This window comes from Streptomyces sp. NPDC059454, from assembly GCF_042749965.1.
Taxonomy (GTDB): domain Bacteria; phylum Actinomycetota; class Actinomycetes; order Streptomycetales; family Streptomycetaceae; genus Streptomyces.
In genome coordinates, this window is the sequence record NZ_JBHYVC010000026.1 from 24,075 (window position 1) to 49,504 (window position 25,430).

Here is a 25,430-nt window from a genome sequence, read left to right on the forward strand (position 1 = left end):
GGCAAGCCATTGACTTAGGTAAGCCTAACCATAGAAGATCTGGATTCATGGACTCCTTCTCGACCCTCATCCGCACCGCCTCCCACGAGCAGCACATGGAGGCGGAGACGTCGACGTTCATGAGCGACCTGCTCGGCGGCCGGCTGGGCGTGGACGCGTACGCGCGCTACACCGAGCAGCTGTGGTTCGTGTACGAGGCCCTGGAGTCCGGCTCGCACGGGCTGACGTCGGACCCGGTGGCGGGCCCGTTCATCCGGCCGGAGCTGTTCCGCCTGCCCTCCCTGGAGCGCGACCTGGCCCACCTGCGCGGCCCCGGCTGGCGATCCACGCTGACCGCCCTCCCCGCCACCCGGACCTACGCGGCCCGTGTCGCCGAGTGCGCCCGCACCTGGCCGTCCGGCTACGTCGCCCACCACTACACCCGCTACCTGGGCGACCTCTCCGGCGGCCAGATCATCCGCGGCACGGCGGAGAAGACCTGGGGCTTCGAGCGGAAGGGCGACGGCGTCCGCTTCTACGTCTTCGAGGACATCGCCAACCCGGCGGCCTTCAAGCGGGGTTACCGCGAACTCCTGGACGCGGTCCCGGCGGACGACCTGGAGAAGCAGCGCGTCGTGGGCGAGTGCAAGCGGGCGTTCGCCCTGAACACGGACGTCTTCCGGGCGCTGGGCGAGGAGTTCCCGCTCTCGGCGTGACTCCCCGGGCCTTTCCCCACCCCACCTCATCACGGCAGCGCGGGGTGGGGGCACCCTCCGCTGAAAGCGTGAGCAGCGGACGGAGCGATGCCAGTCAGCCGCTCAGGTGAGCAGCACATGGACAGTCAGGGCTGCCATGCTCACGCTTTTCGAGTGGGCGGACAGCGGGGCCCACGCACCTGTCCGGGACGACGAGAACCCCGCCGGACCGGTGGTCCCCTTCGGGTGGGACGCCCGTCGGACGTGCGTCGCGCGGCGGCCGTCAGCGTTCCAGGTGGACCCGGCCGCCGATCTCCGTCCAGCCCTCCGGCTGGGGGGCGGTGAGGATCTGGGAGCCCGTGCCCTGGGTGATGTTCAGGGCACGGCCCAGCCGTTCCGTGAGCAGCAGGGCGGCGGCGCCCGTCGCCTCGTCCTCCTCGATGCCGTCGTCGCGGCCGGGGAAGGCGCGGGCGCGGACGCGGCCGGCCGACTCGTCCAGCCAGGCCCAGGCGTAGATCCACTCCCCCTTCGGCGGCACGGGCAGGTCGTCGACCTCGGCGGCGGTGGCGTACTGGCGCAGGGTGCGCGGCGGCACCCACTCCGCCCGTGCCTCGATCCAGCAGAACTCCCCGTCCTGCCGGGCGCCCACCACCCCGGCGGGGACGACCAGTTCGGGCACGTCGAGCAGCCAGCCCGCGCCGACGCAGGGGTGGCCGGCGAAGGGCAGACGCAGGGTGGGGGTGTAGATGTCGATCACCCCGCGCTCGGGATCGTCGACGAACACGGTCTCACTGAACCCGAGCTTCTCGGCGAACGCCTGCCGGTCCTCCCGCTCGGGCATCACCGAACCCTCGCGCACGACACCGAGTTCATTGCCGTACCCGCCGTGGGGGCCACAGAAGACGCGCAGGACGTCGTAGTCAGTCACGGGGGCATTCAAGCATCGTGCGGGCGGCGTGGCCGTCCCAGGTCACGGCGCCGCCCGGCGGGGGCCGGCCGGGGGGCGGGGCGTCGTCATGGGGCGGGGAGGCCGCCGTACCGGCGTTCCGTGGCAGCCCGCCGACGCTCGTCCGGCATGATCGGCGTCACCGGCTCCGGCGCTCGGGCGAAGGGAAGCCGTGCCGGAACCCGTGCGCCGGGTCATGACGGAAGTCGCCTCGACCGGTCACGGACCGGCGACGTCCCCGACCCGCTTGAGCACGGAGGTGATCCTGTCCCCCACGGCGTCGCGCCGCCTCGCACGCGCCGCCCGGTCCGCCGGCACCAGCCGCGCGGCGACCTGCACGGCGTGGGCGTCCGGGTCGCCGAAGGCGGTCCGCGGGTGCTCTCCCGTCTCCGCGCAGTGCGCCGTGACCTCCTTGACCGCCTGGAGCACGACTGCCCGGTCCACGCCCGGCTGCACGGCCAGCCGTACCTGGAAACGCGCCATCCACTTCTCGCGGTCCTTCTCCCCCGCCGCTTCCGTCGTCCGGTCCTTCTTCGTCACGTGCTCTCCTGGATGATCGGCAGTCGTCCGTCGTGCAGTGGGACGCCGGAGCGTCGGAGTCGGTTGCCCGGCGTGCTCCCCGGCCCGGAGTCCGAAGAGCACGTCGAAGTGCTTCGGGCACGCGCCGGCCGAAGGGCGGCCGGGCGTGATCCGTCCGCGTGCTCGTCCCGTTCCGCCGGCCGCTCCCGGGCCCGGCGAGGTGCTCGCCCTCGTCGGCCCCGACGGCGCGGGAGGGTCCACCCTGTCGGGCGCCCTCGCCGCCGGTCTCCCGTCCACCACCGGCATCGTACGGATCCACGGGCGCCCCGCGTCCGACTGGTCCGCGCCCGCTCTCACGCCGCGCCGGGCCGTCCTGCCCCCTCCGCTTCCAGGTCACGGTGTGGCCGCTGTACCCGGTCCCGAGGCCCGCGCCGTTCCTCGCCCCGGTAGGGTTCGCCTCCGGGAAGGGGAAGGTGAAGGAACCGGATGAGCAGGGATCTCGGCCTTCGAAGGCTCCGCGGGTACCGCAGGATCGACATGTGCGTGCTCGTGCTCGCCCTGTCGGTCACGGCGAGCGGCTGTGTGGTGGTGCACGGTGAGCGCGAGGTGCTCCCGGCCACCACCCGCGCCGAAGCCGCCAAGGCGCTCGAGGAGTTCACGGCCTCGTACAACAAGGCCGACAAGGCGTACGACAGTTCCCTGGACGCCGACCACACCACCGGTGCCCTCGCCGACATCGACGAGGCGCGGCTGAAGGCCGGGCGGGTCAACAGCCCGGAGGGCAACGCCTCGCACACGCCGCTGGAGCTGACGGACGCGAAGTTCACCATCCCGAAGAAGGCCGGCTGGCCGCGCTGGTTCCTCGCCGACGCGGCCGGCAACAAGGGCGGCGAGTCGCGCTGGTTGCTGGTGTTCACCCGTGACGGGCTGGACGAGACCTGGGAGGCGGCGTATCTGACACTCGTCGCCCCGGACGACATACCGGAGTTCAAGACCGACGAGGACGGCTGGGCCGAGGCCGTGCCCGCCAACTCGTCCGACGTGACCGTGCCACCGGGCGAACTGAGCAAGGGGTACACGTCGTTCCTCAAGGACGGCGAGGGCGTCTTCTCGGACGGCCCGCACACCAGCGGGTGGCGGACCCAGCGCGAGAGGAAGTCGTCGCGGCCGGGGCTGGCCACGCAGTACATCGACGAGCCGATGACGAACGGCGACTACGCGCCGCTGGCGCTGCGCACCGAGGACGGCGGGGCGCTGGTGTTCTTCACCACGCGCCACTTCGAGAAGCAGACCGCCGCGGCCGGGGCGTCGGTGCCGACGCCGAACAAGGACGTGCTGGCGCTGACGACCGGGGAGATACGGCAGTCGCTGACGATGGAGTTCGTCTCCAACGAGGTGGCGCTGGATCCGGCCGACGGTGAGGTGGAGGTCCTGGGGCGGATCCAGGGGCTGACGTCGGCGCAGGGCGAGTAGGTCTCTTCCGGGACCGGGCTCAGCGGCGCGGCGGCCAGGCCGTGCCCGCGTGGTCGGACTGTTCGCCGACGTGGCGGGCGCAGGAGTCGGTGAGGACCTCCAGCAGGCTCAGCGGGTCCGGGAGCGGATGCTCGGGGCCGCGTACCCAGTGCACCGACCGGTCGTCGCCGCCGGGGAGGCGGGCGGGCGGTACGAGGACGTAGGAGCCGCGGCAGTGCCAGCGCAGGCCGGGGTGTTCGTCCATGGTCTCCGGGTGGCAGTCCAGCTCGCACGGCCACCACTCGTCCTCGTCCTCGGGGGTGCCGCGGGTGAGGGTGAAGAACAGCATGCGGCCGTCGTCGCTCCCGGCGACGGGACCGACCTCGATGCCGGCGTCGAGGAGGCGGGTGAGCGCCTCGCGGCCGGCGTCCAGGGGGACGTCGAGGACGTCGTGCACCATGCCGGTGGCGGTGATGAAGTTGGCCTGCGGCTGGTGGCGGGCCCAGCGCTCGATCTGGGCGCGGTCGGTGGTGGACTGCGTCTGCCAGGCGAACGACACCGGGTGCCGGGCGGGGGTGGGACAGCCCACGCGGTCGCAGGAGCAGCCGTATCCGGCGGCGGGGTGGGCGGCGGGCGCGAGCGGCAGTCCCGCTTCGGCGGCGGCGAGCAGCAGGACCTCACGGCCGCCTTCGTCGGCGGCCTGCTTCGGACGGCGTCCGCGCAGCCACTGGGAGAGCCTGCCCTGCCGGCCGGTCCGGCCGTCGAACTCCGCGCTCATCTATCCCCTCGCCTCGCCGTCGTGCCACACAGCATGCCCCATGGTCCCACGATCGTGCGCGCCGGGGGGCCGGAGCGCACAATCGGCACAGGTGGGACGAGTTCGACCCGACGGGACGAGGGGTGACGAAGGGGACACGCGCGGCGAGGGCGCGTGCACCGGTTCGGACGCCGTCGGGCGGTCCGCGGTGATCTGCGGACCTACCGTGGTCGTCATGGTCACAAGTGTCGCGTTGACGGGTCTGGCGGCCGCGGCTTCCGTGGTCTCGCTGACGCTCACGGGCCATGGCGGCGGCCCGCTGGAGTGGGGGGCCGGGCCGCTGACGGTGGACTCGCTGCCGCGCGTCCCGTACGTCGCCCATCGGGGCGGGGCCCGCGAGGTGCCGGAGAACAGCATGTCGGGGCTGATGGCGGCGTACCGGCGCGGTACGGCGCAGGTGCTGGACTTCGACACGCGGGTGCTGCGGGACGGCACGCCGGTGGTCTTCCATGACGCGACCCTGAACCGCACGACCTTCCTGGGCGGCGAGGTGCGCGGTCTGGACGCCGGGGAGTGGCGGGGCGTACGGCTGCGTCCGCGCGACCGGCTGCCGGGGAGCTGGCGCTCGGAGCGGCCGCCGACGGTCGCCGAGGTGCTGGACCGGCTCGGCGGGCGGATCGTGTTGATGCTGGAGGCGAAGGACCCGCGCGGTGTGGAGCGGCTGGCCGCGCTGATCCGTGCCCGCGGGCTGACCCGCTCGGTGTTCGTGAACACCAACGATCCCGAGGTCGCCCGCCGCGTCCACCGCCTGGGTCTGCCGACCCAGCTCTGGCGCTCGGCCCGTCAGCTGCGCACCGACCGCCCCGAACGCTGGCGCTCCTACGTCGACCTGCTCGACGTCGACGTCAAGGCGCGGGACGCCGATCTGCGGCGCGCGGTGCGCTCCGGCATCCCCCGGGTGTGGGCCCACACGGTCGTCACCCCGGGCCAGCGCGACCGCGCCCTGGCGCTGGGCTGCAACGGCGTCATCACGGACGCGCCGGGGCGCCTTGCCCGGCATCCGGTGCGGGTGCCGGGGAGGGTGGGCGCGGCGTCGGGGCGGTGAGACCGCCGGCCGTCCGTGCCGGTCAGCGGGGTGCGAGGCCGTTGAGGGCGTAGTCGACGAGGGTGTCGGTGTAGTCGTAGGTGATCGGGCCCGTGTACTGGAGCCAGCGCTGGGCGAGGGGGGAGACGAAGAGTTCCAGGGCGATGCGCGGGTCGATGTCGGGGCGGACGTCCCCGGCGTCCCGGGCGGAGCGCAGGCGGTCGACGTACAGCTGGAGCTGGGGTTCCAGCAGCTTGGCGACGAGTCTGCGGCCGAGCTCCTCGTTGACGACGCCCTCGGCGGCCAGCGCACGGGAGGGGGCCTCGAAGGAGGGGTCCCGCAGTTCGTCGACCGTGGCGCGCAGGACGAGCCTGAGGTCGGCGGCGAGGTCGCCGGTGTCCGGGAAGGCGTACGGGACCTGGCCGGCCGCCGCTGCCGCCCGCTCGGCCATGTCGAGGAACGCCTCGAGGAGTACGTCCGCCTTCGACGGCCACCACCGGTAGATCGTCTGCTTGCCGACGCCGGCGCGGGAGGCGATGCCCTCGATGGTGGTCCTGGGGTAGCCGGCCTCGACGACCAGGGCGAGGGCGGCGTCGTAGATGGCCCGCCGGGAGCGCTCGCTGCGGCGGGTGGTGTCGGGGGCGGACTGGTGTGCGGCCATGCGGTGAATTTACCACTTGACAAGACGGCGCGTCTCGCCGGACAGTGGTGAGCATCGACCGCGAGACGATACGTCTCGTACTGATGAGAGGAGATCGCCATGACCCGAGGCGGAGCCGGAAACATGCTGGGCGTCGGCGGCACCCGGCAGCACCTGGGCCGCAAGGCCCTGCGCGGGGGCGGGCGCGGTGGGCGCGTCGGGGGCGGGCTCGACCCGCAGGCGCAGAAGCGCGAACTGCTGCGCAAGCTGCAGGAGAAGCGGCAGGAGGGGGACGAGGGGAAGGGAACGCCGCCCGGTCAGGCGTCGACGCGCGGCGGCCAGGAGTCGCCCCAGTCGGCGTCCCGGGCCGCCCGGTAGAGATCGCCGTGACGTCTGGTCACGGTGGTGCGGCGCAGGGCCGGGTCCTTCTCGCACAGGTCGAGGAGGACCTGGCCCTTGCGGATCTGCGGCTTGCGGACGACGCGGGCGGGGGCCGGAGCGACCGGGAGACGGGTGGCGGCGACGTAACTGAACTTCTCGTCCTCGTAGGCGAGGGAGCCGCCCTTGATCTGGCGGTGCAGGGAGGAACGGCTGACCCGCGCGGAGAAGTGGCACCAGTCCGTGCCGGGGACGATGGGGCAGGCGGCGCTGTGCGGGCAGGGGGCGGCGACGTGGAAGCCGGCGGAGATCAGGCGGTCGCGGGCCTCGATGACGCGGGCGTAGCCGTCGGGGGTGCCGGGTTCGACGATCACGACGGACCGCGCGGCCCGGGCGGTGGCGTCGACGAGGGCGGCGCGGTCGGGGGCGGTGAGCTCGTTGAGGACGTAGGAGACGGTGACGAGATCAGTGCTCTCGATGGTGAGCGCCGTTCCGATGCGAGAGCGGTGCCAGCGGGCGTCACGCAGGGCGGGGTTGGCGGCGGCGAGTTCCCGGCCGAGGGCGAGGGCGGGCTCGGCCCAGTCGAGGACGGTCACGGGGCGCCGCCCGTCCCAGGTCGCGCTCACCGCCCAGGCGGCCGCGCCGGTACCGCCGCCGACGTCCACGTGGTCGCCGGGCGCCCATCCGGGCACCGCGTCCGCGAACGCCTCCAGCGCGGAGTGCACCGCCTCGAACGTCGCGGGCATCCGGTAGGCCGCGTACGCGGCCACGTCGGCCCGGTCCCGCAGGATCGGCGCCTCGGTCGGGGTGGCACCCCGGTAGGTGGCGATCAGCCGCTCGACGGCCTGCGCGGCCTGCCGCGCCGGAAGCCCGTCGAGCAGCCCGGCGAGGGCGGAGCGGAGGGTCTCGGCGGTGGGCAGGGAGGCGGGGGCGTTCACCAGACGATTCTACGGGGACGAGCGGGGCAGGGCGCCGCCCACCACAGAGAGCATCGCTCACGTTCGAGAGCGCCGCGCGCCGACGATGACACGGCTCACCATTGAGAACATCACCCACCAGCGATAACGCCGCCCACCGCCGAGTGCACCGCTCACTACCGAGTACGCCGCCCACCGCCGAGTACGCCGCTCACTACCGAGTACGCCGCCCACCGCCGAGTGCACCGCTCACTACCGAGTACGCCGCCCACCGCCGAGTGCACCGCTCACCGCCGAGTGCACCGCTCACCACCGAGTGCACCGCTCACCACCGAGTGCACCGCTCACCACCGAGTGCGCCGCTCACATCCCCCTCACCGCACGAGCCACCCGTGTAGCCACCCCCGCTCTGAGCGTGTTGTCCGGCGTCGAGGAGCGGCGCGGATGAACCGTGTTGGCCAGGAGGATCACGTACGTGTCCGTGGCCCGGTCCAGGACCAGGGACGTGCCCGTGAAACCGGCGTGACCCGCGGCTCCGCGGCCTGCGAGTCCGCCCATGAGCCACGGCTGGTCCACGGCGAAGCCCAGCCCCGGCGGGGTGAGCAGCAGGTCCACGAAGTCGGCGCCGAGGATGCGGGCGGGGCCGTACGAGCCGCCCGCCAGCAGGGCCCGGCAGAAGACCGCCAGGTCCCGCCCCGTGGAGAACAGCCCGGCGTGGCCCGCCACCCCGCCCAGCGCCCACGCGTTCTCGTCGTGCACCTCGCCCCGCAGCATCCCCCGGTCCGCCTTGGCCCACGGCCGCCGCTGGTCCTCCGTGGCCGCCGCGTCCGGGCACGGCCCGAAACCGGTCGCGGCCATGCCGAGCGGCCGGGTGATGCCGTCACGCACGAGGACGTCGAGCGTGCGGCCGGTGATGCGCTCCAGGACGTGCTGGAGCAGCAGCATGTTGAGATCGGAGTAGCAGTACGTGCCGGGCACCCCGACGGGCCGCTCCGCACGCAGCAGCGCCAGGCGTTCCGCGTCGTCGGCGCAGTCGTACAGCGGGAGCTCGGGGCGCAGCCCGGAGGTGTGGGTGAGCAGTTGGCGGATGGTGATTCCGTGCCGCGCCGCCGCCGTGAAGTCCGGCAGGCAGGCGCCCACGCGCGCGTCGATGCCCAGCGTGCGCCGTTCGATCTGCTGCACCACGGCCACCGAGGTGAACAGTTTGGTCAGGGACGCCAGGTCGAAGGGGGTGTCCACGGTCATCGGGACGCGTTCGGCCGGCGGCAGTTCGACCGGGGTGTCCGTCTCCTCGTCGTACGCCGCGTAGCGCACGGCCCAGCCGGCCGCCTCCTGCACGGCGAGCACCGGGCCGCGCCCGACGACCACGACCGCGCCCGCCGCCCAGGGCCGCTCGCCGCTGGTACGGGCGTGGACCTCCCGGACCAGGTGACGTAATTCCCGTGCGTCGAGCCCGGCCCGTTCCGGTGTGCCGTGGCGCAGTCTGGGCGCGCTCAGATGCCCCCGCCCTTCGCACCGGCCGATCCGTTCCACGGACGGCACATTCCCAGGAAGCAGGCCAGCGCCACGAGGGCGGCGACCAGTTGGACGACGGCCATCGGGACGGCGGTGTCCTCCCCTGCGATCCCGACCAGCGGGGAGGCGATCGCGCCGATGAGGAAGGACGTCGTGCCGAGCAGCGCCGACGCGGAGCCGGCGGCGTGCCTGGTGCGCATCAGGGCGAGCGTCTGCGTGTTGGGCAGGGTGATACCCATCGCGGACATCAGCACGAACAGCGCGGCGGCCACGGGCACCAGTCCGGCCTCGCCGAACGTGCCCAGCGACATCAGCAGCAGCGCGACCGCCGCGACGGCCACCACGGCCAGTCCGAGACCGGTCACCTTGTCCAGCCGGACCCGGCCGACCAGCATCTTGCCGTTGATCTGCCCCATGATCACCAGCCCGATCGAGTTGAGTCCGAACAGCAGGCTGAACGTCTGCGGGGAGGCGCCGTAGATCTCCTGGACGACGAACGGGGAGGCGGCGACGTAGGCGAAGAGGGAGGCGAAGGCGAAGCCGCCGGTGAGCATGTAGCCGGTGAACACGCGGTCGCCGAGCAGCCGGCGCATCGAGCCGAGCGCCTCGCCGACGCCTCCGTCGTGCCGGTCGGCGGGGGCCAGCGTCTCCGGCAGCTTCGCCCAGACGACGGCCGTCAGCAGTACCCCGACGACGGTGAGGACGACGAACACGCCCCGCCAGTCCGTCACCCGCAGGATCTGCCCGCCGATGAGCGGCGCCACGATCGGCGCGACCCCGGAGATCAGCATGAGGGTCGAGAAGAAGCGGGCCATGGCCACGCCGTCGTACAGGTCACGGGCGACCGCCCGCGCGATGACGATGCCGGCCGCGCCCGCGAGGCCCTGCGCCAGCCGGAAGGCGACGAGGAGTTCGACGGTCGACGCGAAGGCGCACAGCGCGGTGGCGACGACGTAGACCGCGAGGCCGATGAGCAGCGGTCGGCGGCGGCCCCACCGGTCGCTCATCGGGCCGACCACCAGCTGCCCGAGGGCCATGCCGGCCAGACAGGCGGTGAGGGTGAGCTGGACGGTGGCGGCGGGCGCGTGCAGGGACTCGGTGACCGCCGGCAGGGCGGGGAGGTACATGTCCATCGCCAGGGGTGGCGTGGCGGTCAGGCCGCCGAGGATCAACGTGACCAGCAGGCTGGTGCGGCGGGCGGCGGCCCGGCGGGACGCCGCCCCGGGCGCCGCCGGGGCCGGGGCGGCCGTGTCCGGCGCCCCGTCCGGTATCGGGTCCGCTGTCGAGTTCGGTATGGACGCCCCCACCTCGGGCATGTGGCCCCTCCCTTTCCGTCCCATCGGCTCCCTATGCTCTCAGCTCGTACGGAGTGCTCGACGTCAACGGCGATGTCATGGGAGCGCTTCCACCTACATCCCTTCACGATGTGACGAACGACACGAACAGGGTGGGACACATGACGGAGCAGAAGGTGCGCTGGGGCATCCTGGCGACCGGGGGGATCGCCGCGAGGTTCACCGCGGACCTGGCGGACGTGCCCGACGCGGAGGTCGTGGCGGTGGCGTCACGGTCGACGGAGCCGGCGAAGGCGTTCGCCGAGCGGTTCGGGATACCGCGGGCGTACGGCGACTGGGAGTCCCTGGCGCTCGACGAGGAGGTCGACGTCGTCTACGTCGCCACTCCGCACACGGCGCACCGCACGGCGGCCGGGCTGATGCTGGAGTCCGGGCGGAACGTGCTGTGCGAGAAGCCGTTCACGCTGAACGCGCGGGAGGCCGAGGAGCTGGTCGCGCTGGCGCGGGGCGGCGGACGCTTCCTGATGGAGGCCATGTGGACGTACTGCCATCCGATGGTGCGGCGGCTGAAGGCGCTGGTCGACGACGGCGCGATCGGCGAGGTGCGCCACGTGCAGGCGGACTTCGGCCTCTCGGGTCCGTTCCCGGCGTCGCACCGGCTGCGGGATCCGGCTCTGGGCGGGGGCGCCCTGCTGGACCTGGGCGTGTACCCGGTGTCGTTCGCACAGCTGCTGCTCGGGGAGCCGTCGGACGTCACGGCGCGGGCGATGCTCTCGGAGGAGGGCGTCGATCTCCAGACGGGGGCACTGCTCTCGTGGGAGAGCGGTGCTCTCGCTTCGGTGCACTGCTCCATCGTGGGCGGTACGGCGACCTACGCCTCGATCACCGGTTCCGAGGGCCGCATCGACATTCCGCACGGCTTCTTCTTCCCGGAGCGGTTCGTACTGCACCGGGACGGCCGTGACGCCGAGGAGTTCACGGCCGACCCGGCCGACGGCCCCCGCGACAGCCTCAAGCACGAGGCCGTCGAGGTGATGCGGGCCCTGCGGGCCGGCGAGACCGAGTCCCCGCTGGTCCCGCTCGACGGCACCCTCGCCGTGATGCGGACGCTCGACGCGATCCGGGACCGCGTCGGCGTCCGCTACCCGGGAGAGGAGAGGGCCGGGATCACGCCGGCTTGAGCCCCTGCTCCCCCACCTCCGTCACGAAGGAGGCGGCGGTCGTGAGCGGCGCGCCCTGCGTGGTCACGTGGGGCACCGTCTTGAAGTCGGCGCGCGCCAGCTCACGGCCGAGCGACACCGTCGTGTAACCGCGGAGCCCGTTGTAGAACCTCATGTGCGGGTTGGCGGCCATGTAGGTGTCCCAGTTGGACGGCTTCTCCGAGCCGTTGCCGCCGCTGGTGACGGAGCTCGTGACGATCTCCGTGCCCACGGTCCGGGAGCCCGGGTCGGAGAAGTCGCGCTTGATGTCGAAGCCGTAGTGCACGTGCACGTCGCCGGTGAGGACCATGAGGTTCTCGACACCGGCGGCCTGCGCGCCGGCCAGCACCCGCTCGCGGGAGGCCGGGTAACCGTCCCAGGAGTCCATGGAGACCTTGGAGGGCGCCGTGGTCGAGTTGAACCGCTGGGAGAACGTGACCTGTTGGGGCAGTACGTTCCACACCGCGTCCGACCGGTGCCAGCCGTCGATCAGCCAGCGCTCCTGGGCGTCGCCGGTCAGGGTGCGCGACGGGTCCTCGGACTCCGGGCCCGGGTACTGCCAGCCGTCGCCGTACGCCTGGTTGGAGCGGTACTGGCGGGTGTCGAGCACGTCGAACTGGGCCAGCCGGCCCCAGTGCAGGCGGCGGTGGAGCTTCAGGTCCGGCCCCTCGGGCAACTGCGGGCGCCGCAGCGGCATGTTCTCCCAGTAGGCCCGGTAGGCGGCCGCCCGGCGCAGCAGGAACTCCTCCGGCGGGACGCTGTTCTCCGGGATGTCACCGGCGTAGTTGTTCTCGGTCTCGTGGTCGTCCCAGGTGACGACGAAGGGGTGCGCGGCGTGCGCGGCCCGCAGGTCGGGGTCCGACTTGTAGAGGGCGTACCGCAGGCGGTAGTCCTCCAGGGTCACGGTCTCGCGGTTGAAGAGCGCGGGCAGGGTGCCGGCGGGGTAGGCGCGCGAGCCCGCGACGGCGTTGACGGCGTACTCGTAGAGGTAGTCGCCGAGGTGGAAGACGACGTCCACGTCCTCCTCGGCGAGGTGGCGGTACGCGGTGTAGTAACCCTGGTCGTAGCGCTGGCACGAGACCACGCCGAAGGTGAGGCCGCCGGCCCGGCTGCGGGTCGCGGGCGCGGTGCGGGTGCGGCCGACCGGGCTGACGAAGCGGCCAGCCCGGAAGCGGTAGTAGTAGACGTGGCCGGGGGCGAGGTGGCCGGCCTCGACGTGCACGGTGTGGTGGAACTCGGGGTGGGCGGTGGTCTCGCCCCGTCTGACGACGCGGCGGAACCGTTCGTCGAGGGCGAGTTCCCAGCCGACGGTGACACGTCGCGCGGGCAGTCCGCCGTCGGCCTGGTACGGGGCGGGGGCCAGGCGCGTCCACAGCAGGGCCGAGTCGGGCAGCGGGTCACCGGAGGCGACTCCGAGCGTGAACGGGTCGTCGGTGAGCCGTGCGGCGTCGAGTTCGGCGGCGGCCGCGGTGCCCGCTCCGGGCACGTTCACCGCGAAGGCGAGCGCGGCGGCGGCTCCGGTGGCGGTCAGGAACCGGCGGCGGCCGATGTGGCGGGCGGCCGCGCGGAGTTCGGGGGCGTGCTGTGACTGACGGGCCTCGGATGTCATCCGTTCCTCCCCTGGCGTATGGGTGCGGGAGGAATTGGAGTGACCGGGGACGACCACGCATTGACGCGTACACAGCATTCGGATGACGGTCGCATGAGGTCCGCATGACGGACCCTCCCGTACGCCGCGAGCCCGTGAACGCCGGGCGAACGGACGGACGGACGAGGATCGCCGTGGTCACCGGGGCGGGCTCCGGCACCGGGCGCGCGGTGGCGGTGGAGCTGTGGCGGAACCGCCGTGGGGCGAACACGCGGTTCACGACCGCACCGGCGACGACGATGCCGTACGCGGGTCGGGGGCCGAGGACTTCAGGTGATCGGATTCTCCACAAACGGAATGTGAAAGTCCGCACCACTGCGGCCAGTTGCCGACTTATGCTCAACTCTTCCGCACCAAAGCTTCACATGTGGGGCAGTCGGCTTCCGCAGTCCATGTGTCCAGGGGGAGGCGGCAGCCGTTCCACACCACCGGGTGGGGGTGGACCCGCGCGGGACCGCGGGTGCGCACCGGTGGGTGGAACGGCTGCCGCGTGGAAGCGGCCGGCAACGGCCCGCTACCGGCCCAGGACGCGCTCGACCTCGGCCATCTGCTCGCCGTTCAGCGCCCCCTTCTCCAGCGCCCCCGCGTTCTCCTCCGCCTGGGCGACCGACCGGAAGCCGGGGATCGGCACGGTGCGCGGGCTGCGGGCCCACAGCCAGGCGAGGGCGCCCTGGGCGAGGGTGCGGCCGTCACTGGTGAGCACGTCCCGCAGCGCGTCGACGCGCGCGAGCCACTCGGGGTCGGCGCCGGTCCCGGCACCGAAACCCCGCAGCCAGGCGGGCGGCCGGCTGCGGATGTCCCCCTCCCGCAGCGGTTGCCGGCCGGCGGCGTGCTTTCCGGTGAGCAGGCCCATGGCGAGTGGACTGCGGTTGACGGAGGCGAGGTCCGCCTCCTCGCACAGCCGGAGCATCTCGGGCGCGTCCGTGAGCACGTTGAGCGCGTGCTGCACGGCGGTGCAGTGCGGCCCCTTCGCGAACACGGCGGCGCGGGCCGGGTCGTCGGTGCTCCAGGCGTAGGCCCGGATCAGCCCCTGCGCCACCAGTTCCTCGCAGGCGTCCCGCAGTCGGGCGGCCCGGTCGGGGTCGGCGTCGGCGAGATGGAGCTGGTACAGGTCGATGCGGTCGGTGCCGAGACGGCGCAGCGAGGCGGTCAGGGCGCGGCGGAGGTGCTCCGGGGAGTCGTCGCCGCCGGTGAGGGTGCGGGAGTCCGGGTCGAAGACGTTGCCCCACTTGGTGGCGACGACGACCTCGTCCCGGCGCCGTCCGAGGGCCCGCCCCAGGACGTGCTCGCTGTGTCCCGTCCCGTAGACGTCGGCCGTGTCGAAGAAGGTGACGCCGAGGTCGAGGGCGCGCCGGATCGCCCGCGTCGACTCCTCGTCGTCGACCTTGCCCCACCCCAGGGGCTGCCCGCCCGGGTCCTGCCACTCCCCGCCGATCGCCCAGCAGCCGAACCCGACGGCGCTGACCTCGATACCGCTGCGTCCCAGTGTCCGTGTGGTCTCCATGCCGGGGAACGCTAGGAGTTGGAGCGCGCGCGAAGGCAAGCCGCCGACTCGAAGCCGGGGTCTGTCAGTGCCGTGTGCCAGGCTCGGCGCCCATGAGCGACCACCTGCCCCCGCCCCCTCCCCCGGCCGCCGACCTCTGGGACTCCATCGACGACCTGTACGACTGGCTGGACGCCAGCCGTCCGGCCGACGGCCGGGAGGGCCTGCTGCTGCGGATCATCAAACTGTCCGAGGAGGTGGGTGAGGTCGCCGAGGCGGTGATCGGCGCGACCGGCCAGAACCCGCGCAAGGGCACCACGCACACCTGGGACGACGTCCGGTCGGAACTGTGCGACGTCGCCATCACGGCGCTGATGGTCCTGCGCACCCTCACCCCCGACGCCCGCGAGGTCTTCACCGGCCACCTGGCCCGGGTCACGCGGCGCTCGCTCGGCGACTGAGGCGGGCGGCACCGTCGCGTGCAATGCGCACTTTCCCGCACCCGAAGGAGACGCCCCTCGCCCACCTCCACCGCCGGCCACGGGGCGCCTGGACCGGCCTGGACACCACGGTCGCCTTCGGCCCCTCCGGCCGGGGCCTCACCAGCACGGTGCTCCACGACGTGGACGGCGCGGCGGGCCAGGCGCAGCAGATCCTGACGGTGCGGCCCATCGGCTGATCGGCCGATCAGCCCAGTGGTCGCGCCACGCCACCCGCTGTGACCTAGCGTGAGAATTTGTCACAGTATGCGCTCACCTCGGGAGGCGAGATATGCGGCACATACGCCGCCGCGGCCCGGCTCTGACCCTCATCAGCGGCTTGGCGGCCGGCTCGATGCTGTTGGTCACGAGTCAGGCAGCGGCCATGGAAGACCGGACCCGGCCGCACCGGCCGGCCGGGCACGCGAAGGAGCAGACGCGTCACGAGACCCACACCGTGGCCGACGGAAACACCCTGTGGGAGATCGCCGACGAGCATTACGGCGACGGGATGAAATGGTGGGTCCTCTTCGGGGCCAACGCCAGGACGATCGAGAAGACCGCCCGGGACCACGGGCGCGACGGCAGCGGCATCGGCCACTGGATCTTCCCCGAGACCGAGCTGGCCGTCCCGGACCCCGCCGTGATGAAGGCCGGCGAGAAGGCCGTCCGTGCGGCCCTGGAACGCGTTCTGGACCGGCATCCACAGCTGATCGGCGGTTCGCTCTGCCCCGAAGCGGAGGCACCCGAGGACATCGGCGACTGCTTCCTCGGGATGCTCGACCAAGTACCCATGCTGCTCGACCAAGTCCCCCTGTTGCTGGAACACCTCGGCTTCCCGGAGGAGGTCTCCAGCGGTGCGCTCCTCGAACTTCTCGAGCCGCTCGTCACCTGCGTCATGGAGGAGGAGGACCCGGTCGCCTGCCTGACGGAGGCGCTCGCGGATCCGCCCGCCCAGGGGTGACGGGCTTCGTGGGGGGCCCAACCGCGCGGGGGAACCCACCCCCGGCACCCCCCCCCCCGCGGGCCCCAGGGCCGGAAGACCGACAAACCGACGGAACCTCGGGGGGGTGGCCGTGGTGTGGGGGGGGGGGCGGGCGCGGCCCGCGGCGGGGGTGCCTGGGGTTGGGGTGGCCCGCCCGGGGCGGGCCCCCCCACGACCGGACACCGCGCCCGGGCGGGCACCGTGGCCGTTCAGCCGTTCAGCCGTCGTGACCGGTGGCGTCGCGCAGGGCGTGCAGGAGCATGGGCAGGGACCTGCGGAACTCCCGTACCCAGTAGGGCGGATCGTGCGTGCCGGAGTAGAAGTGCGTCGTCACCGGAGTCCCGACGGACTCCAGGCGGGCGGCCAGGGCACGGGACTCGCGCTCCATGATCGTCTCGGTGGGTGAGATGACGTCGTCGGGGAACGGGTCGGACGGGTCCTCAAGGCCGGGAACCTCCGGGTCGGGCTGCGTGCCCGGCGGATCGAGCACGCCCGCCCTGCCGTCGCCGCTGGAGAGGTGAACGGGGGTGTCGCGCAACCGGTCGGCCAGGTAGTACGGGTCGTGGGCCTCCCAGTTCACGCGCTGGGCGACCGGGTCTCCCCACACCGCCTTCCAGTCCAGGCCCAGGGCGGTCATCCCGGCCCGGACCGCGTGCGGATGCTGCAAGGGGTGCACGTAACCGCTGTAGCTCGCCACCGCCCGGAACAGCCCGGGGTGGCGGCCGGCGTAGGAGAGTCCGCCGAATCCGCCCTGTGACTCACCCGCGGCCACGCGGTGGGTGCCGGCGCCGTAGTGGCGTTCCAGGAGGGGGCGCACCTCCCGGAGGTGGAAGGTCTCCACGGCGGGCGGGCCGCCCCGGCCGTCGTTGTACCAGTCGCTGTAGAAGCCGAACAGCGGCATCTCGGGCATCACCACGAGCACGTCCCGAAGTTCGGGCAGCTCCTGGAGGCGGGCGTCGTAGTCCTCCGTCCACGCCTTGTAGTTGCCGTCACCGCCGACCAGGAGGTAGAGCACCGGCCAGCTCCGGCCCGGCCGCCGGTCCTCCCAGCCGTCCGGGGTCAGCAGCCGGACCTTCGCGGTGCGCCCCAGGGCGGGCGAGTCGACCGTGAGGTCGACCAGGCGCTCACCGACGTCCTCCTCGGCGACGACCCGGGCACCGTGGTGCGGTGCCGGGGCACCCCCGCCGGCGTACGCCTCGGAGCCTTCCGCAGGCAGCAGGAAACCCGTGATCACCAGGGGAAGCAGCAGCCGCAGCCGCAGCCGCGCAGAGCGCCAGGACATCCGACCTCCGTCACGTAGGGGACATCGGTATTTTCACCCATTCGAACCTTATGCGCACGCACAGTGATCACGTGCAGTGATGCTGTGGCGTACCCGCCGTCGGCTGTGCCCTCCAAGGAGCAGGACTCCGGGTGGGTGGACAGTCACGGGCCCCCTTCAGAACGTGGGCCCGCCGCGGGGCACCGGACGTGGCGGAGCCCGGGAGTCGTATCCAGCTCCCGGGCCCCTGGGGATGCCACCCAATTGCGCACGCCGGCGGCGTTTAAGAGGACGGATCAGTCATCATGCCGTCGTGTTCTTCCTTTGAACTACCGCGCCAGGCAAGAGGCGCAGGCGAGAGTCGAACTCGCATCCGACGGCGTTCGTCCGTCCCCGGTCGATCCGGCGATCGGCGGCGATGCTGAGACTGGAGCGAGAGTCTGAGATTGACCGCGGCTGCCTCTGCCATGTTGGGCCACCCCGGCCCGTGTCGGGCTGTTGTGCCGGGGGAAGGACTCGAACCTTCACTGTCACCGCTTCTTCAGGCTGAACTTCAGTGTCAGCTTGCGCTCGTCACGCGGACCGGTCCTCATTTCCGGCCCGCGCTCATCGCGCACCCCCGCGCTCGCACGCGGGGGCGATCATGGGATGCCGCCTGTCCGGCCGCGTCAGCCGAACAGGTAGCCGAACACCGCGTCGCCGACCCGCCGGTCGGTGACCTCGGCGCCGTTGGCCTCCTCACGGGCGAACTTCACGGCCTGCTGGAGCTTCTCCACCCGCTCCACCAGCTCGTTCACCCGCCGCGCCGGAAGCGCCCCGGAGAACTTCACGGTCGTCCAGTACCCGATGGGCACGTCCTCGTAGTACACCTCGACCTGCGCCGGGTGCTTCTCGGTGGCCTCCGCCTTGACGTGGTTGCGCGGGACCTTCTTCGTACGGATCGTGCGGACCGGGTCCGTCTTCCACCAGTCCGTGGACGGGTCGTGGGACCAGGACTCGGCGGCGTCGAGGGTGGGCAGCTTCTTGACGAAGGTGTGCAGGTCGGCGAGCTGCTTCTCCAGGAAGAGCAGGTAACTGACCGGCACGTCGGCCACGATCGTCCGTCCGTCGACGGTGACGTCCGCGCGGGCCGCGCAGTTCGCCCAGTCCTTCGTCGCGGTCACGTCGAACAGCCGCGTCAGCGACGCGGACATCTCCCGCAGCACGTCCTCGCCCTGCACCTGCACCCGCGTCGACTCGGGCGGCAGCTGCTCGCCCTCCTCGTCCTTCGGCTGGTACGTACGCGAGATACCGGCCAGCAGCGCCGGCTTCTGCACCTTGTGGTGCGCCGCGGTGATGTCCTGGAGCGACTTGCTCTTGACACCCTTCTCGACCGCGATGATCTGGTTCAGCTTCGCCACGTCGGGCCCCCCTTCGAACAGGCAGGAACGTATCCCACCTGCTCGAACGCCCGCACTCCCTTTTATCGCCGCGCCCCGCGGGCCGTCGCGCACCACGCCCCGGGCACCGCACGGCCCGGCAGGCCGTCGCCGCCCCTCTTGAGACCCTTGACCTGCACATCTGCCCCCGTGAGGGTGGTTCACCCGGTGTGCCGCGCGTAGGGCACAGTGGAGCGGTACAAAAACGGCGGCAACAGCACGCACGACGGGACGGACATGACGTACGACTCCCTGGTCAACCGCGGAGACTACTTCTCGGCGCACTACCTCGCCGAGGTGCTGCCCAAGGATCTCAAGGCGGGGCTGCTGAACACCTGGAAGCAGCGCGAGGACGAGGCGAGGACCCGGGCGGAGGCCGAGGCCCGGCACGCCGCCGAGCGGGGCGGGGCGGACGCCGCCGGGGAGGGCGGTGCCGGTCCGGAGCCGCTGCCCGTCACTCCCCGCACCGGCCTGCGGGACCTGCGCCGCCGCTACTTCCGCGCCCGCTCCTCCTTCGCCCTCCCCGAGGACGAGGACGGCACCGCCGCCGCCCCGGACACCGAGGACGACGCCGCGACCTACGACTCCCCCGCCTGGCGGGAGCGGGTCCGCGCCCTCAACGCCGCGGTGCTGCACGCCCTCGGTTACGACGCCGAACCGCGCACGCTGACGGTGACGCGCGCCGACCGGCCGTACGAGGTGCGGGTGGCGCACGCCGAGAAGGGGCTGGTCGCGGTGGACTGCGGCTGGGCCGCCGAACCCGACGCCGCCCTCGATCCCGAAGGCCCCGGCCGTCTCCTCGACCCCGTACCGCTCGACGGCCGCGACACGGTCCCGACCGGCTCCAAGCTGGCCTCCTTCCTGTTCGCCTGCGAGGACGCCCCGCGCTACGTCCTGCTGCTGGTCGGCGGCGTCGTCGTCCTCGCCGACCGGGCGGCCTGGGGCGAGGGCCGCTACCTGGCGGTGTCGCTGGACCGGGTGCTGGAGCGCAACGACACCAAGGCGGGCGGCGAACTCGACACGGTGGCCGCCCTGTTCGGCGCCGACTCGCTGCGCACGCCGGAGGAGGGCGGCGAGAACCCCCTGGCCGAGCTGGTCGACAAGTCCGCCCGGCACGCGGTGGGCGTCTCCGGCGAACTGCGTGACGGCCTGCGGGTGAGCGTGGAGCTCATCGCCAACGAGGTCCTGGCGCGTCTGCGCGAACAGGGCGTGCGCCCTGAGGACATCAGCGAACTGCCGGACCTGGGAAATCAGTTGACCCGTGAGTCGCTGCGGTACCTGTACCGGATCCTGTTCCTGTTGTACGCGGAGGCCCGCCCGGAGCTGGGCATCCTGCCGTCGGACTACCCCGAGTACCAGCTGGGGTACGGGCTTGGCCGGCTGGGCGAGTTGATCGCCGAACGGGATCTGGTCGACGAGAAGTCCCGCAAGGGGTTCTACCTGTACGAGTCGCTGGACCTGCTGTTCGGCAAGGTGCAGGAGGGCTACCGGCCGCGTCGGACCCACGGGGCGGACGCGGAGACGCCGTCGGAGGCCGTGACCGCGAAGACGTCGGAGGACATGGGACTGCGGTTCGAGCCGCTGCACTCCAAGCTGTTCGAGCCGGAGTCGATCGAGCTGATCGGGAAGGACGCGGTGCCGGACCCCCGGGCCGACCCCGACCAGGAGAGCCCTCGGTACCTGGACACCCGGCTGCGCAACGAGACGCTGTACCGGGTGCTGCGCCGGCTGATGATCACCCGGGGGAAGAAGGGCGAGCGCGGCGGCTTCATCTCCTACGCCCAGCTCGGCATCAACCAGCTCGGGGCCGTGTACGAGGGCCTGATGTCGTACTCGGGCTTCGTCGCGGGCGAGGAGCTGTACGAGGTCGCGAAGAACGGCGACCCGAAGGACGGCTCCTGGCTGGTCCCGGCGGCCAAGGCCGACGAGTACCCCGACGGCGTGTTCGTCCGGCACACGGATGCGGACACCGGCGAGGAGCGGCGCGTGCGGTACGCGCCGGGCGCGTTCGTGTACCGCCTGTCGGGCCGCGACCGCCAGACGTCCGCCTCGTACTACACGCCGGAGTCACTGACCCGGGTGACGGTCCAGCTCGCGTTGCAGCACCGGCTGGACCAGGACGACACGGTCACCGAGGCGCGCGAACTCCTCGACTGGAAGATCTGCGAGCCGGCGCTCGGCTCGGGCGCGTTCCTCAACGAGGCGATCAACCAGGTCGCGGCGGAGTACCTGCGGCGGCGGCAGGACGAGTTGGGCGTCGCCGTCGACACCGAGAAGTACGCGGTCGAGCTCCAGAAGGTGAAGGCGTACGTCGCCCTGCACAACTCCTACGGCGTCGACCTCAACGAGACGGCGGTGGAGCTGGCGGAGGTCTCCCTGTGGCTGAACACCATGCACCCCGGCATGGAGGCCCCCTGGTTCGGCCTGCACCTGCGGCGCGGCAACTCGCTGATCGGCGGCCGGCGTGAGGTGTACCCGCCGGAGAAGCTGAGGAAGGCGGCCTGGCTGGGCACCACCCCGGAGCGCTTCCCGCTGACGGAGGCCGGCGGCGGCCTCCCGGTCACGGTGACCGAGCGCACGACGCGCAGCGGTGCGGTGCAGCGGGTCACGGAGAACGCCGTGCACCACTTCCTGCTGCCCGCGAAGGAGTGGGGCGCGGTCGCCGCCGAGAAGGAGGCGAGGGCCCTCGCCCCGGAGGCGGCCCGGACGCTGGCCGCCTGGCGCAAGATGATCACCCGGACGCCCACCGCCAAGCAGGCGGAACGGCTCCAGGCGCTGGCGCGGCGGGTGGAGTTCCTGTGGGACCTGGTCGTGCGCCGCCTGGAGATCTCCGAGCGGGACGTCTCGCGGCGGATCCCGGTGTGGGGCGCGGAGGACGGCTGGCTGCGGTCGCCGGAGGAGGCGGTGCGGCGGGAGAAGGTCGTCGCGGACCTGACGGCGCCGGACACCCCGTACTGGCGGCTGAAGACGCTGATGGACGCGTGGTGCGCGCTGTGGTTCTGGCCCGTGCAGGAAGCCGCGCTGTTGGACGGCACGCACGAGGTGTACGGACGGGCGGGGGCAGGCGTCGAGGGCCTCGGCACCGAGGCGTCCCAGGTGCTGCTGTCCTGGGAGACGGAGGACCTGTTCGGCGAGGTCACGGGCGGCGGCGAACTGACGGCGGGCTCGGTCGAGCGGCGGCGGACCGGCCGCCGCAAGGAGGCCGTCGGCGACAGGCGCAAGCGGCCGATGGTGCCGCTGGCGGGGCTGGACGACTGGCTGGAGTTCGCGGAGGCGCTGATCGGCATGGCGGACGTGCCGGCGGACTCGCTCGTGGCGGAGTTCGACTCCCTCGCGGAACTGGAGCCGTACGAGGACGCGCTGCCCGGACTGATGGGCATGGAGCACTTCTACGAGCTGGAGTCACGGTTCCCCTGGACGTCGGTCACGAGGGACGTGGCGAAGGCGCAGGGGTTCTTCCACTGGGAGCTGGACTTCGCGCAGGTGTTTTCGCGGGGCGGGTTCGATCTGCAGGTGGGGAATCCGCCCTGGGTGCGGCCACGGTGGCAGGAGGGCCCGCTTCTGGCGGAGCTGGAGCCGTGGTTCATGCTGGCGGAGAAGCCGAGTGCGGAGGAGTGGCGTCTCCGTAGGGAAGAGGTGCTGGCCGCGCGTGCGGACGGCGAGGGTTTCCTTCTCGGCGAGCTGGCCAACCACGCGGGGGCCGTCGCGACGCTGGGCAGCCCGGTGACGTACCCGCTGCTGGTCGGCACGCAGGGGGACCTGTACCGGGGCTTCATGTCCCGGGTATGGGAGCACACGGGACCTCGAGGCAGCGCGGGGCTGCTTCATCCGGACACACACTTCGGGGGTGTGCGCGAGGGTGCGATTCGTGCGGCCGCGTATCGGCATCTGCGGGTGCACGCACACTTCGTGAACTCGGCGAACTGGGCATTCGACGACCTGGACCGCGGTTGGGAATTCGGGGTGCACGTCTACGGCACGTCGCAGGAACCGAACTTCCTGCACCTCAGTGAGCTACGTGGTGTTGAGGTGCTGCGCGATTCACTGACCCATGACGGTCGGGGAGAAACACCTGGCATCAAGCACAACGGCTTCTGGGACGTACGTCCGCACAGTGAGCGTGTGGTGCACGTGGACGAAGCCCTGCTGGCCAGTTGGCATTCCCTGACGGACTCAGCAGGTGGAGCCGCCCAGGCCCCCCTGCTGTACCCGGTTCTCGTCCGTGAGCAGGGAGCGATCGAAGCGTTGGCCACTTACTCCCACAGCCTTGCTGACTATCGTCCGACGCTCACGAGAGGGTACGACGAAGCAGGTGCCAGAAGGGATGGGCTGATCCGCTGGGGCAATCAGACGGTTCCTGATATTGCGGATCTCATCCTTCAAGGACCTCACTTCGCATCGGCGCTTCCCTTTTCGAAGGAGCCGAGGATTCCCTGCAAGAGCAATCGCGACTGGGACCTGCTCGATCCAGCTCAGTTGCCTGAAGCGTTCACTCCAGTGACCAACTACGTGCGTGCAACTGATGAAGGTGCGTACTTCGCAGCGCAAGACTCCTGGAGCGGAAAACCGTACACCGCGCACTTCCGGTTGGCCTGGCGAAGAATGATCGCTTTCAACACCAGCCGCAGCCTGCACGCTGCTCTCATCCCACCTGGCCCGGCACATGTCCATGCCGTGCAGTCCATGGCCTTGCCGGACAATCGGCTCACCGCACTCAACGGCGGCTTCTGGGCAGCCCTCCCTCTGGACTATCTACTTCGCATCACCGGCCGCTCCGATCTCCAAGTTGTCGAAGCACGCAAGATGCCCGCTCCTGATCCGAAGCATCCCCTTGCCGCGCCTCTCCTCCTGCGCACCCTCCGCCTGAACGCCCTCACCTCCCACTACGCCCCCCTCTGGGAGGAACTGTTCAGCCCCCAGTGGGCGGGCTACGAGGACTGGGCGAACCCCGACTGGCCGTATCTCAAGCCCCTCGCAGCGGGACTCAAGTCGACGTGGGAGTACGCCACTCCCCTCCGAACGGAGCACGAACGTCGAGCCGCCCAGGTCGAACTCGACGCCCTCGTTGCCGTTTGGCTGGGCATCACCGCAGACCAGCTCGCCGCAATCTTCAAGTCCCGCTACCCGCAGCTCTACGCCTACGAGTCGGAGACGTACTTCGACGTCAACGGTCGCAAGATCGCGGCGGACTTCAACACATACGGCCACGGCCAGACCAAGCAGGACTACCTCGACCTCCTCGCCCACCTGGAGGACCCGGAGCGCACCCCGCCCCCGGCCGGCTACCAGGCCCCCTTCTACAAGGCGGACCGGGAGGCCGAGATGCGCGCCGCGCACGCGCACTTCCAGGCGCGGCTGGACGCCGAGATCGCCGCAGGCCGCTGGACGCCGCCCCAGCCGGTGACCGTGGCCGCCTGACCGCCACACCACCCCGGACACGCCTGTGCCCTGTGACTCCCTCGGAGTCACAGGGCACAGCAAGTAAGGCGGCGACTCAGCCGATCCGGTCGGCGGTGAACCCAACGAACACGGCCCACGCCTCCGAACCGACCGCCAGCCCCGGACGGTTCGTGTCCTTCGAGTCCCGCACGTGCACGGTGTGCGGGCAGGTGGCCACCTCCACGCACTCACCACCGGCTCCGCCGCTGTAACTGCTCTTGAACCAGTCGAGCTGGACGGTCTCTTCGACGCTCATAGTTCTCCCAGCGACTTCTCGATGAAGGCCAAGGACTCACGCGGAGTGAGGGCTTGCGCTCGGATGATCCCATAACGCAACACGATGCCGCGGACCTCTGCTCGCTCCGACACGATTGTGCTCCGTCCCTGCGCCTCCAGATAGGCCACTTGATCATCACCGTCTCTGTGCAACACGGTGAACGGTCCATCCACGCCGGCGTTGTCCTCTCCGTCCAGCGGCATGACCTGGATTTCTACGTTGCGGTACGCGCCGACGAGCAGCAGTTGCTCCAACTGCCCACGCATGACGGAGCGCCCTCCCAACGGTCGCCGCAGAACCGCCTCGTCGATGACGAAGCTCACCAGCGGAGCAGGCCTCCGAGCGAAGACTTCCTGCCGAGCCAGCCGCGCAGCGATGCGTTGCTGGACGGCCTCCTCGTCCAGCAACGGGCGCCACATCTCGAACACAGCCCGCATGTATTCCTCGGTCTGCAGCAGTCCAGGCACCGCGTGGGTTCCGTAGACCCACAGCTCAACGGCCTCCGCCTCCAACCGGGCAGCGTCCCGGAAGAACACCGGATACTGCGCCCGCGCGACCTCCTCCTTCATCTCCTGGAGAACCCCGCCCGCGTCCAGCAGTTCGTCCGCCACGTCGATGAACCTCGGCGGAGGAATCCGCCTCCCCAACTCGTAGGACGCGATGGTGGACGCCGAATACCCCGTCCGCGCACCGACCTCCGACCGCTCCAGCCCCGCCCGCAACCGGAACCGCTTCATCTGCCGCCCGAACACCCGCAGGATCCCCATCCCCGGCTCCGGAGAAGCCGCCCCCGGCTCCTCCTCCCCAGCCGCCGCCGTCTCCCCCGGCTCCCGCACCGTCTCGCTCATCGCCCACACACCTCCGCCACCTACCGACCGGTCCGCCCAACTCCCCCGCCTCACCGGAGGACACGGCCCGCCCCGCGTACACACACCGCCGGAACGCGTACAACGCCCCCGGTCGACACGTCACCCGGCGTCAACGCTAGGACTCACCACCCGGAGGAACCGGTGAACGACCACGGTTCACCAGATCGAGTACGCGCATACGCGCACGCTCCCTGG

The 25,430-nt window shown here is 71.7% G+C and carries 21 protein-coding genes and 3 pseudogenes; 11 read left to right on the top strand and 13 right to left on the bottom strand.

What is annotated here, in order from left to right; all coding sequences use genetic code 11:
- Window positions 1-47 precede the first annotated feature (47 nt).
- Window positions 48-695 (top strand): heme oxygenase (biliverdin-producing), encoded by a 648-nt coding sequence (locus ACFXAE_RS19390; RefSeq protein ID WP_384715980.1) that lies wholly within the window; start codon window positions 48-50, stop codon window positions 693-695.
- Between the two features lie 262 nt (window positions 696-957).
- Here ACFXAE_RS19390 and ACFXAE_RS19395 read toward each other — a convergent pair whose 3' ends face one another.
- Together ACFXAE_RS19395 and ACFXAE_RS19400 are read right to left on the bottom strand one after the other, a co-directional pair.
- Window positions 958-1,602 (bottom strand): PhzF family phenazine biosynthesis protein, encoded by a 645-nt coding sequence (locus ACFXAE_RS19395; RefSeq protein ID WP_384715983.1) that lies wholly within the window; start codon window positions 1,600-1,602, stop codon window positions 958-960.
- Window positions 1,603-1,839: 237 nt separating this feature from the next.
- Complete coding sequence (locus ACFXAE_RS19400; protein WP_384715986.1) at window positions 1,840-2,160, bottom strand: hypothetical protein; 321 nt, start codon at window positions 2,158-2,160, stop codon at window positions 1,840-1,842.
- A gap of 199 nt (window positions 2,161-2,359) precedes the next feature.
- On the opposite strand from ACFXAE_RS19400, the pseudogene ACFXAE_RS19405 reads away from it, so the two are divergent.
- The 3 genes and pseudogenes from ACFXAE_RS19405 to ACFXAE_RS19415 form a co-directional block, all read left to right on the top strand.
- Window positions 2,360-2,485 (top strand): annotated as a pseudogene (locus ACFXAE_RS19405) (hemin ABC transporter ATP-binding protein); the annotation flags it as partial.
- A 31-nt stretch (window positions 2,486-2,516) separates the two neighbouring features.
- Window positions 2,517-2,660 (top strand): annotated as a pseudogene (locus ACFXAE_RS19410) (iron transporter); the annotation flags it as partial.
- Window positions 2,626-3,612, top strand: a complete 987-nt coding sequence (locus ACFXAE_RS19415) for a hypothetical protein (RefSeq protein ID WP_384715989.1) — start codon at window positions 2,626-2,628, stop codon at window positions 3,610-3,612. The pseudogene ACFXAE_RS19410 and the gene ACFXAE_RS19415, both read left to right, overlap by 35 nt.
- Before the next feature lie 19 nt (window positions 3,613-3,631).
- Here ACFXAE_RS19415 and ACFXAE_RS19420 read toward each other — a convergent pair whose 3' ends face one another.
- Entirely contained in the window at window positions 3,632-4,369 is a 738-nt protein-coding gene (locus tag ACFXAE_RS19420) for a bifunctional DNA primase/polymerase (RefSeq protein WP_384715992.1), read from the bottom strand.
- Window positions 4,370-4,583: 214 nt separating this feature from the next.
- On the opposite strand from ACFXAE_RS19420, the gene ACFXAE_RS19425 reads away from it, so the two are divergent.
- Window positions 4,584-5,453: a glycerophosphodiester phosphodiesterase gene (locus ACFXAE_RS19425; RefSeq protein ID WP_384715995.1), complete on the top strand. Its 870-nt coding sequence runs from the start codon at window positions 4,584-4,586 to the stop codon at window positions 5,451-5,453.
- A 22-nt stretch (window positions 5,454-5,475) separates the two neighbouring features.
- On the opposite strand, the gene ACFXAE_RS19430 is transcribed toward ACFXAE_RS19425, so the two are convergent.
- Window positions 5,476-6,093 carry a TetR/AcrR family transcriptional regulator gene (locus ACFXAE_RS19430; RefSeq protein WP_384715997.1) on the bottom strand — a complete coding sequence of 206 codons (618 nt, stop codon included), beginning with the start codon at window positions 6,091-6,093 and terminating at the stop codon, window positions 5,476-5,478.
- A 99-nt stretch (window positions 6,094-6,192) separates the two neighbouring features.
- Here ACFXAE_RS19430 and ACFXAE_RS19435 point away from each other — a divergent pair, with 99 nt between their 5' ends.
- Window positions 6,193-6,450 (top strand): DUF6243 family protein, encoded by a 258-nt coding sequence (locus ACFXAE_RS19435; RefSeq protein WP_384716000.1) that lies wholly within the window; start codon window positions 6,193-6,195, stop codon window positions 6,448-6,450.
- On the opposite strand, the gene ACFXAE_RS19440 is transcribed toward ACFXAE_RS19435, so the two are convergent.
- From ACFXAE_RS19440 to ACFXAE_RS19450, 3 genes are all read right to left on the bottom strand, one after another.
- Complete coding sequence (locus ACFXAE_RS19440; protein ID WP_384716002.1) at window positions 6,390-7,388, bottom strand: small ribosomal subunit Rsm22 family protein; 999 nt, start codon at window positions 7,386-7,388, stop codon at window positions 6,390-6,392. The genes ACFXAE_RS19435 and ACFXAE_RS19440 overlap by 61 nt on opposite strands.
- 342 nt (window positions 7,389-7,730) lie before the next feature.
- Window positions 7,731-8,909: a serine hydrolase domain-containing protein gene (locus tag ACFXAE_RS19445; RefSeq protein ID WP_384716005.1), complete on the bottom strand. Its 1,179-nt coding sequence runs from the start codon at window positions 8,907-8,909 to the stop codon at window positions 7,731-7,733.
- Entirely contained in the window at window positions 8,861-10,198 is a 1,338-nt protein-coding gene (locus ACFXAE_RS19450) for a multidrug effflux MFS transporter (RefSeq protein WP_384716008.1), read from the bottom strand. The genes ACFXAE_RS19445 and ACFXAE_RS19450 overlap by 49 nt, the downstream gene beginning before the upstream one ends.
- A gap of 140 nt (window positions 10,199-10,338) precedes the next feature.
- Between ACFXAE_RS19450 and ACFXAE_RS19455 the strand changes: the two genes are divergently transcribed.
- Window positions 10,339-11,358, top strand: coding sequence for a Gfo/Idh/MocA family protein (locus ACFXAE_RS19455; protein WP_384716011.1), 1,020 nt, complete (start codon window positions 10,339-10,341; stop codon window positions 11,356-11,358).
- Here the strand turns inward: ACFXAE_RS19455 and ACFXAE_RS19460 are convergent.
- Both ACFXAE_RS19460 and ACFXAE_RS19465 read right to left on the bottom strand, forming a co-directional pair.
- A complete protein-coding gene (locus tag ACFXAE_RS19460; protein ID WP_384716014.1) occupies window positions 11,345-12,985 on the bottom strand; it encodes an alkaline phosphatase D family protein in 1,641 nt (546 codons plus the stop codon). The two genes, ACFXAE_RS19455 and ACFXAE_RS19460, sit on opposite strands and share 14 nt — an antisense overlap.
- 553 nt (window positions 12,986-13,538) lie before the next feature.
- On the bottom strand, window positions 13,539-14,528 hold the full coding sequence (locus ACFXAE_RS19465; RefSeq protein ID WP_384716017.1) for an aldo/keto reductase: 990 nt from the start codon (window positions 14,526-14,528) through the stop codon (window positions 13,539-13,541).
- A gap of 92 nt (window positions 14,529-14,620) precedes the next feature.
- On the opposite strand from ACFXAE_RS19465, the gene ACFXAE_RS19470 reads away from it, so the two are divergent.
- The 3 genes and pseudogenes from ACFXAE_RS19470 to ACFXAE_RS19480 all read left to right on the top strand — a co-directional run bounded on the left by ACFXAE_RS19470 (window position 14,621) and on the right by ACFXAE_RS19480 (window position 15,950).
- A complete protein-coding gene (locus tag ACFXAE_RS19470) occupies window positions 14,621-14,968 on the top strand; it encodes a MazG-like family protein (protein ID WP_384716020.1) in 348 nt (115 codons plus the stop codon).
- 59 nt (window positions 14,969-15,027) lie between these two features.
- Window positions 15,028-15,186 (top strand): annotated as a pseudogene (locus ACFXAE_RS19475) (thioesterase family protein); the annotation flags it as partial.
- A 185-nt stretch (window positions 15,187-15,371) separates the two neighbouring features.
- The gene (locus ACFXAE_RS19480; RefSeq protein ID WP_384716023.1) at window positions 15,372-15,950 is read left to right on the top strand and encodes a LysM peptidoglycan-binding domain-containing protein; all 579 of its coding nucleotides are present in this window, start codon (window positions 15,372-15,374) and stop codon (window positions 15,948-15,950) included.
- Window positions 15,951-16,188: 238 nt separating this feature from the next.
- On the opposite strand, the gene ACFXAE_RS19485 is transcribed toward ACFXAE_RS19480, so the two are convergent.
- Together ACFXAE_RS19485 and ACFXAE_RS19490 are read right to left on the bottom strand one after the other, a co-directional pair.
- The gene (locus ACFXAE_RS19485; RefSeq protein ID WP_384716026.1) at window positions 16,189-17,253 is read right to left on the bottom strand and encodes an alpha/beta hydrolase; all 1,065 of its coding nucleotides are present in this window, start codon (window positions 17,251-17,253) and stop codon (window positions 16,189-16,191) included.
- A 647-nt stretch (window positions 17,254-17,900) separates the two neighbouring features.
- On the bottom strand, window positions 17,901-18,632 hold the full coding sequence (locus tag ACFXAE_RS19490; RefSeq protein ID WP_384716029.1) for a hypothetical protein: 732 nt from the start codon (window positions 18,630-18,632) through the stop codon (window positions 17,901-17,903).
- 255 nt (window positions 18,633-18,887) lie between these two features.
- Here ACFXAE_RS19490 and ACFXAE_RS19495 point away from each other — a divergent pair, with 255 nt between their 5' ends.
- Complete coding sequence (locus ACFXAE_RS19495; protein ID WP_384716144.1) at window positions 18,888-24,068, top strand: class I SAM-dependent DNA methyltransferase; 5,181 nt, start codon at window positions 18,888-18,890, stop codon at window positions 24,066-24,068.
- Between the two features lie 76 nt (window positions 24,069-24,144).
- Here ACFXAE_RS19495 and ACFXAE_RS19500 read toward each other — a convergent pair whose 3' ends face one another.
- Both ACFXAE_RS19500 and ACFXAE_RS19505 read right to left on the bottom strand, forming a co-directional pair.
- Window positions 24,145-24,345 carry a DUF397 domain-containing protein gene (locus tag ACFXAE_RS19500; RefSeq protein ID WP_384716032.1) on the bottom strand — a complete coding sequence of 67 codons (201 nt, stop codon included), beginning with the start codon at window positions 24,343-24,345 and terminating at the stop codon, window positions 24,145-24,147.
- Window positions 24,342-25,214, bottom strand: a complete 873-nt coding sequence (locus ACFXAE_RS19505; RefSeq protein ID WP_384716034.1) for a helix-turn-helix domain-containing protein — start codon at window positions 25,212-25,214, stop codon at window positions 24,342-24,344. Before ACFXAE_RS19505 ends, ACFXAE_RS19500 begins: the two co-directional genes overlap by 4 nt.
- Window positions 25,215-25,430 lie beyond the last annotated feature (216 nt).

Excerpts from the sequence above, each read along its gene's own strand:
- ACFXAE_RS19470 (WP_384716020.1), top strand. The coding sequence starts at position 14,621 with ATGAGCGACCACCTGCCCCCGCCCCCTCCCCCGGCCGCCGACCTCTGG.
- ACFXAE_RS19390 (WP_384715980.1), top strand. The coding sequence starts at position 48 with ATGGACTCCTTCTCGACCCTCATCCGCACCGCCTCCCACGAGCAGCAC.
- ACFXAE_RS19450 (WP_384716008.1), bottom strand. The coding sequence starts at position 10,198 with ATGCCCGAGGTGGGGGCGTCCATACCGAACTCGACAGCGGACCCGATA.
- ACFXAE_RS19420 (WP_384715992.1), bottom strand. The coding sequence starts at position 4,369 with ATGAGCGCGGAGTTCGACGGCCGGACCGGCCGGCAGGGCAGGCTCTCC.
- ACFXAE_RS19460 (WP_384716014.1), bottom strand. The coding sequence starts at position 12,985 with ATGACATCCGAGGCCCGTCAGTCACAGCACGCCCCCGAACTCCGCGCG.
- ACFXAE_RS19465 (WP_384716017.1), bottom strand. The coding sequence starts at position 14,528 with ATGGAGACCACACGGACACTGGGACGCAGCGGTATCGAGGTCAGCGCC.
- ACFXAE_RS19415 (WP_384715989.1), top strand. The coding sequence starts at position 2,626 with ATGAGCAGGGATCTCGGCCTTCGAAGGCTCCGCGGGTACCGCAGGATC.
- ACFXAE_RS19435 (WP_384716000.1), top strand. The coding sequence starts at position 6,193 with ATGACCCGAGGCGGAGCCGGAAACATGCTGGGCGTCGGCGGCACCCGG.
- ACFXAE_RS19495 (WP_384716144.1), top strand. The coding sequence starts at position 18,888 with ATGACGTACGACTCCCTGGTCAACCGCGGAGACTACTTCTCGGCGCAC.
- ACFXAE_RS19480 (WP_384716023.1), top strand. The coding sequence starts at position 15,372 with ATGGAAGACCGGACCCGGCCGCACCGGCCGGCCGGGCACGCGAAGGAG.
- ACFXAE_RS19500 (WP_384716032.1), bottom strand. The coding sequence starts at position 24,345 with ATGAGCGTCGAAGAGACCGTCCAGCTCGACTGGTTCAAGAGCAGTTAC.
- ACFXAE_RS19505 (WP_384716034.1), bottom strand. The coding sequence starts at position 25,214 with ATGAGCGAGACGGTGCGGGAGCCGGGGGAGACGGCGGCGGCTGGGGAG.
- ACFXAE_RS19425 (WP_384715995.1), top strand. The coding sequence starts at position 4,584 with ATGGTCACAAGTGTCGCGTTGACGGGTCTGGCGGCCGCGGCTTCCGTG.
- ACFXAE_RS19485 (WP_384716026.1), bottom strand. The coding sequence starts at position 17,253 with ATGTCCTGGCGCTCTGCGCGGCTGCGGCTGCGGCTGCTGCTTCCCCTG.
- ACFXAE_RS19430 (WP_384715997.1), bottom strand. The coding sequence starts at position 6,093 with ATGGCCGCACACCAGTCCGCCCCCGACACCACCCGCCGCAGCGAGCGC.
- ACFXAE_RS19455 (WP_384716011.1), top strand. The coding sequence starts at position 10,339 with ATGACGGAGCAGAAGGTGCGCTGGGGCATCCTGGCGACCGGGGGGATC.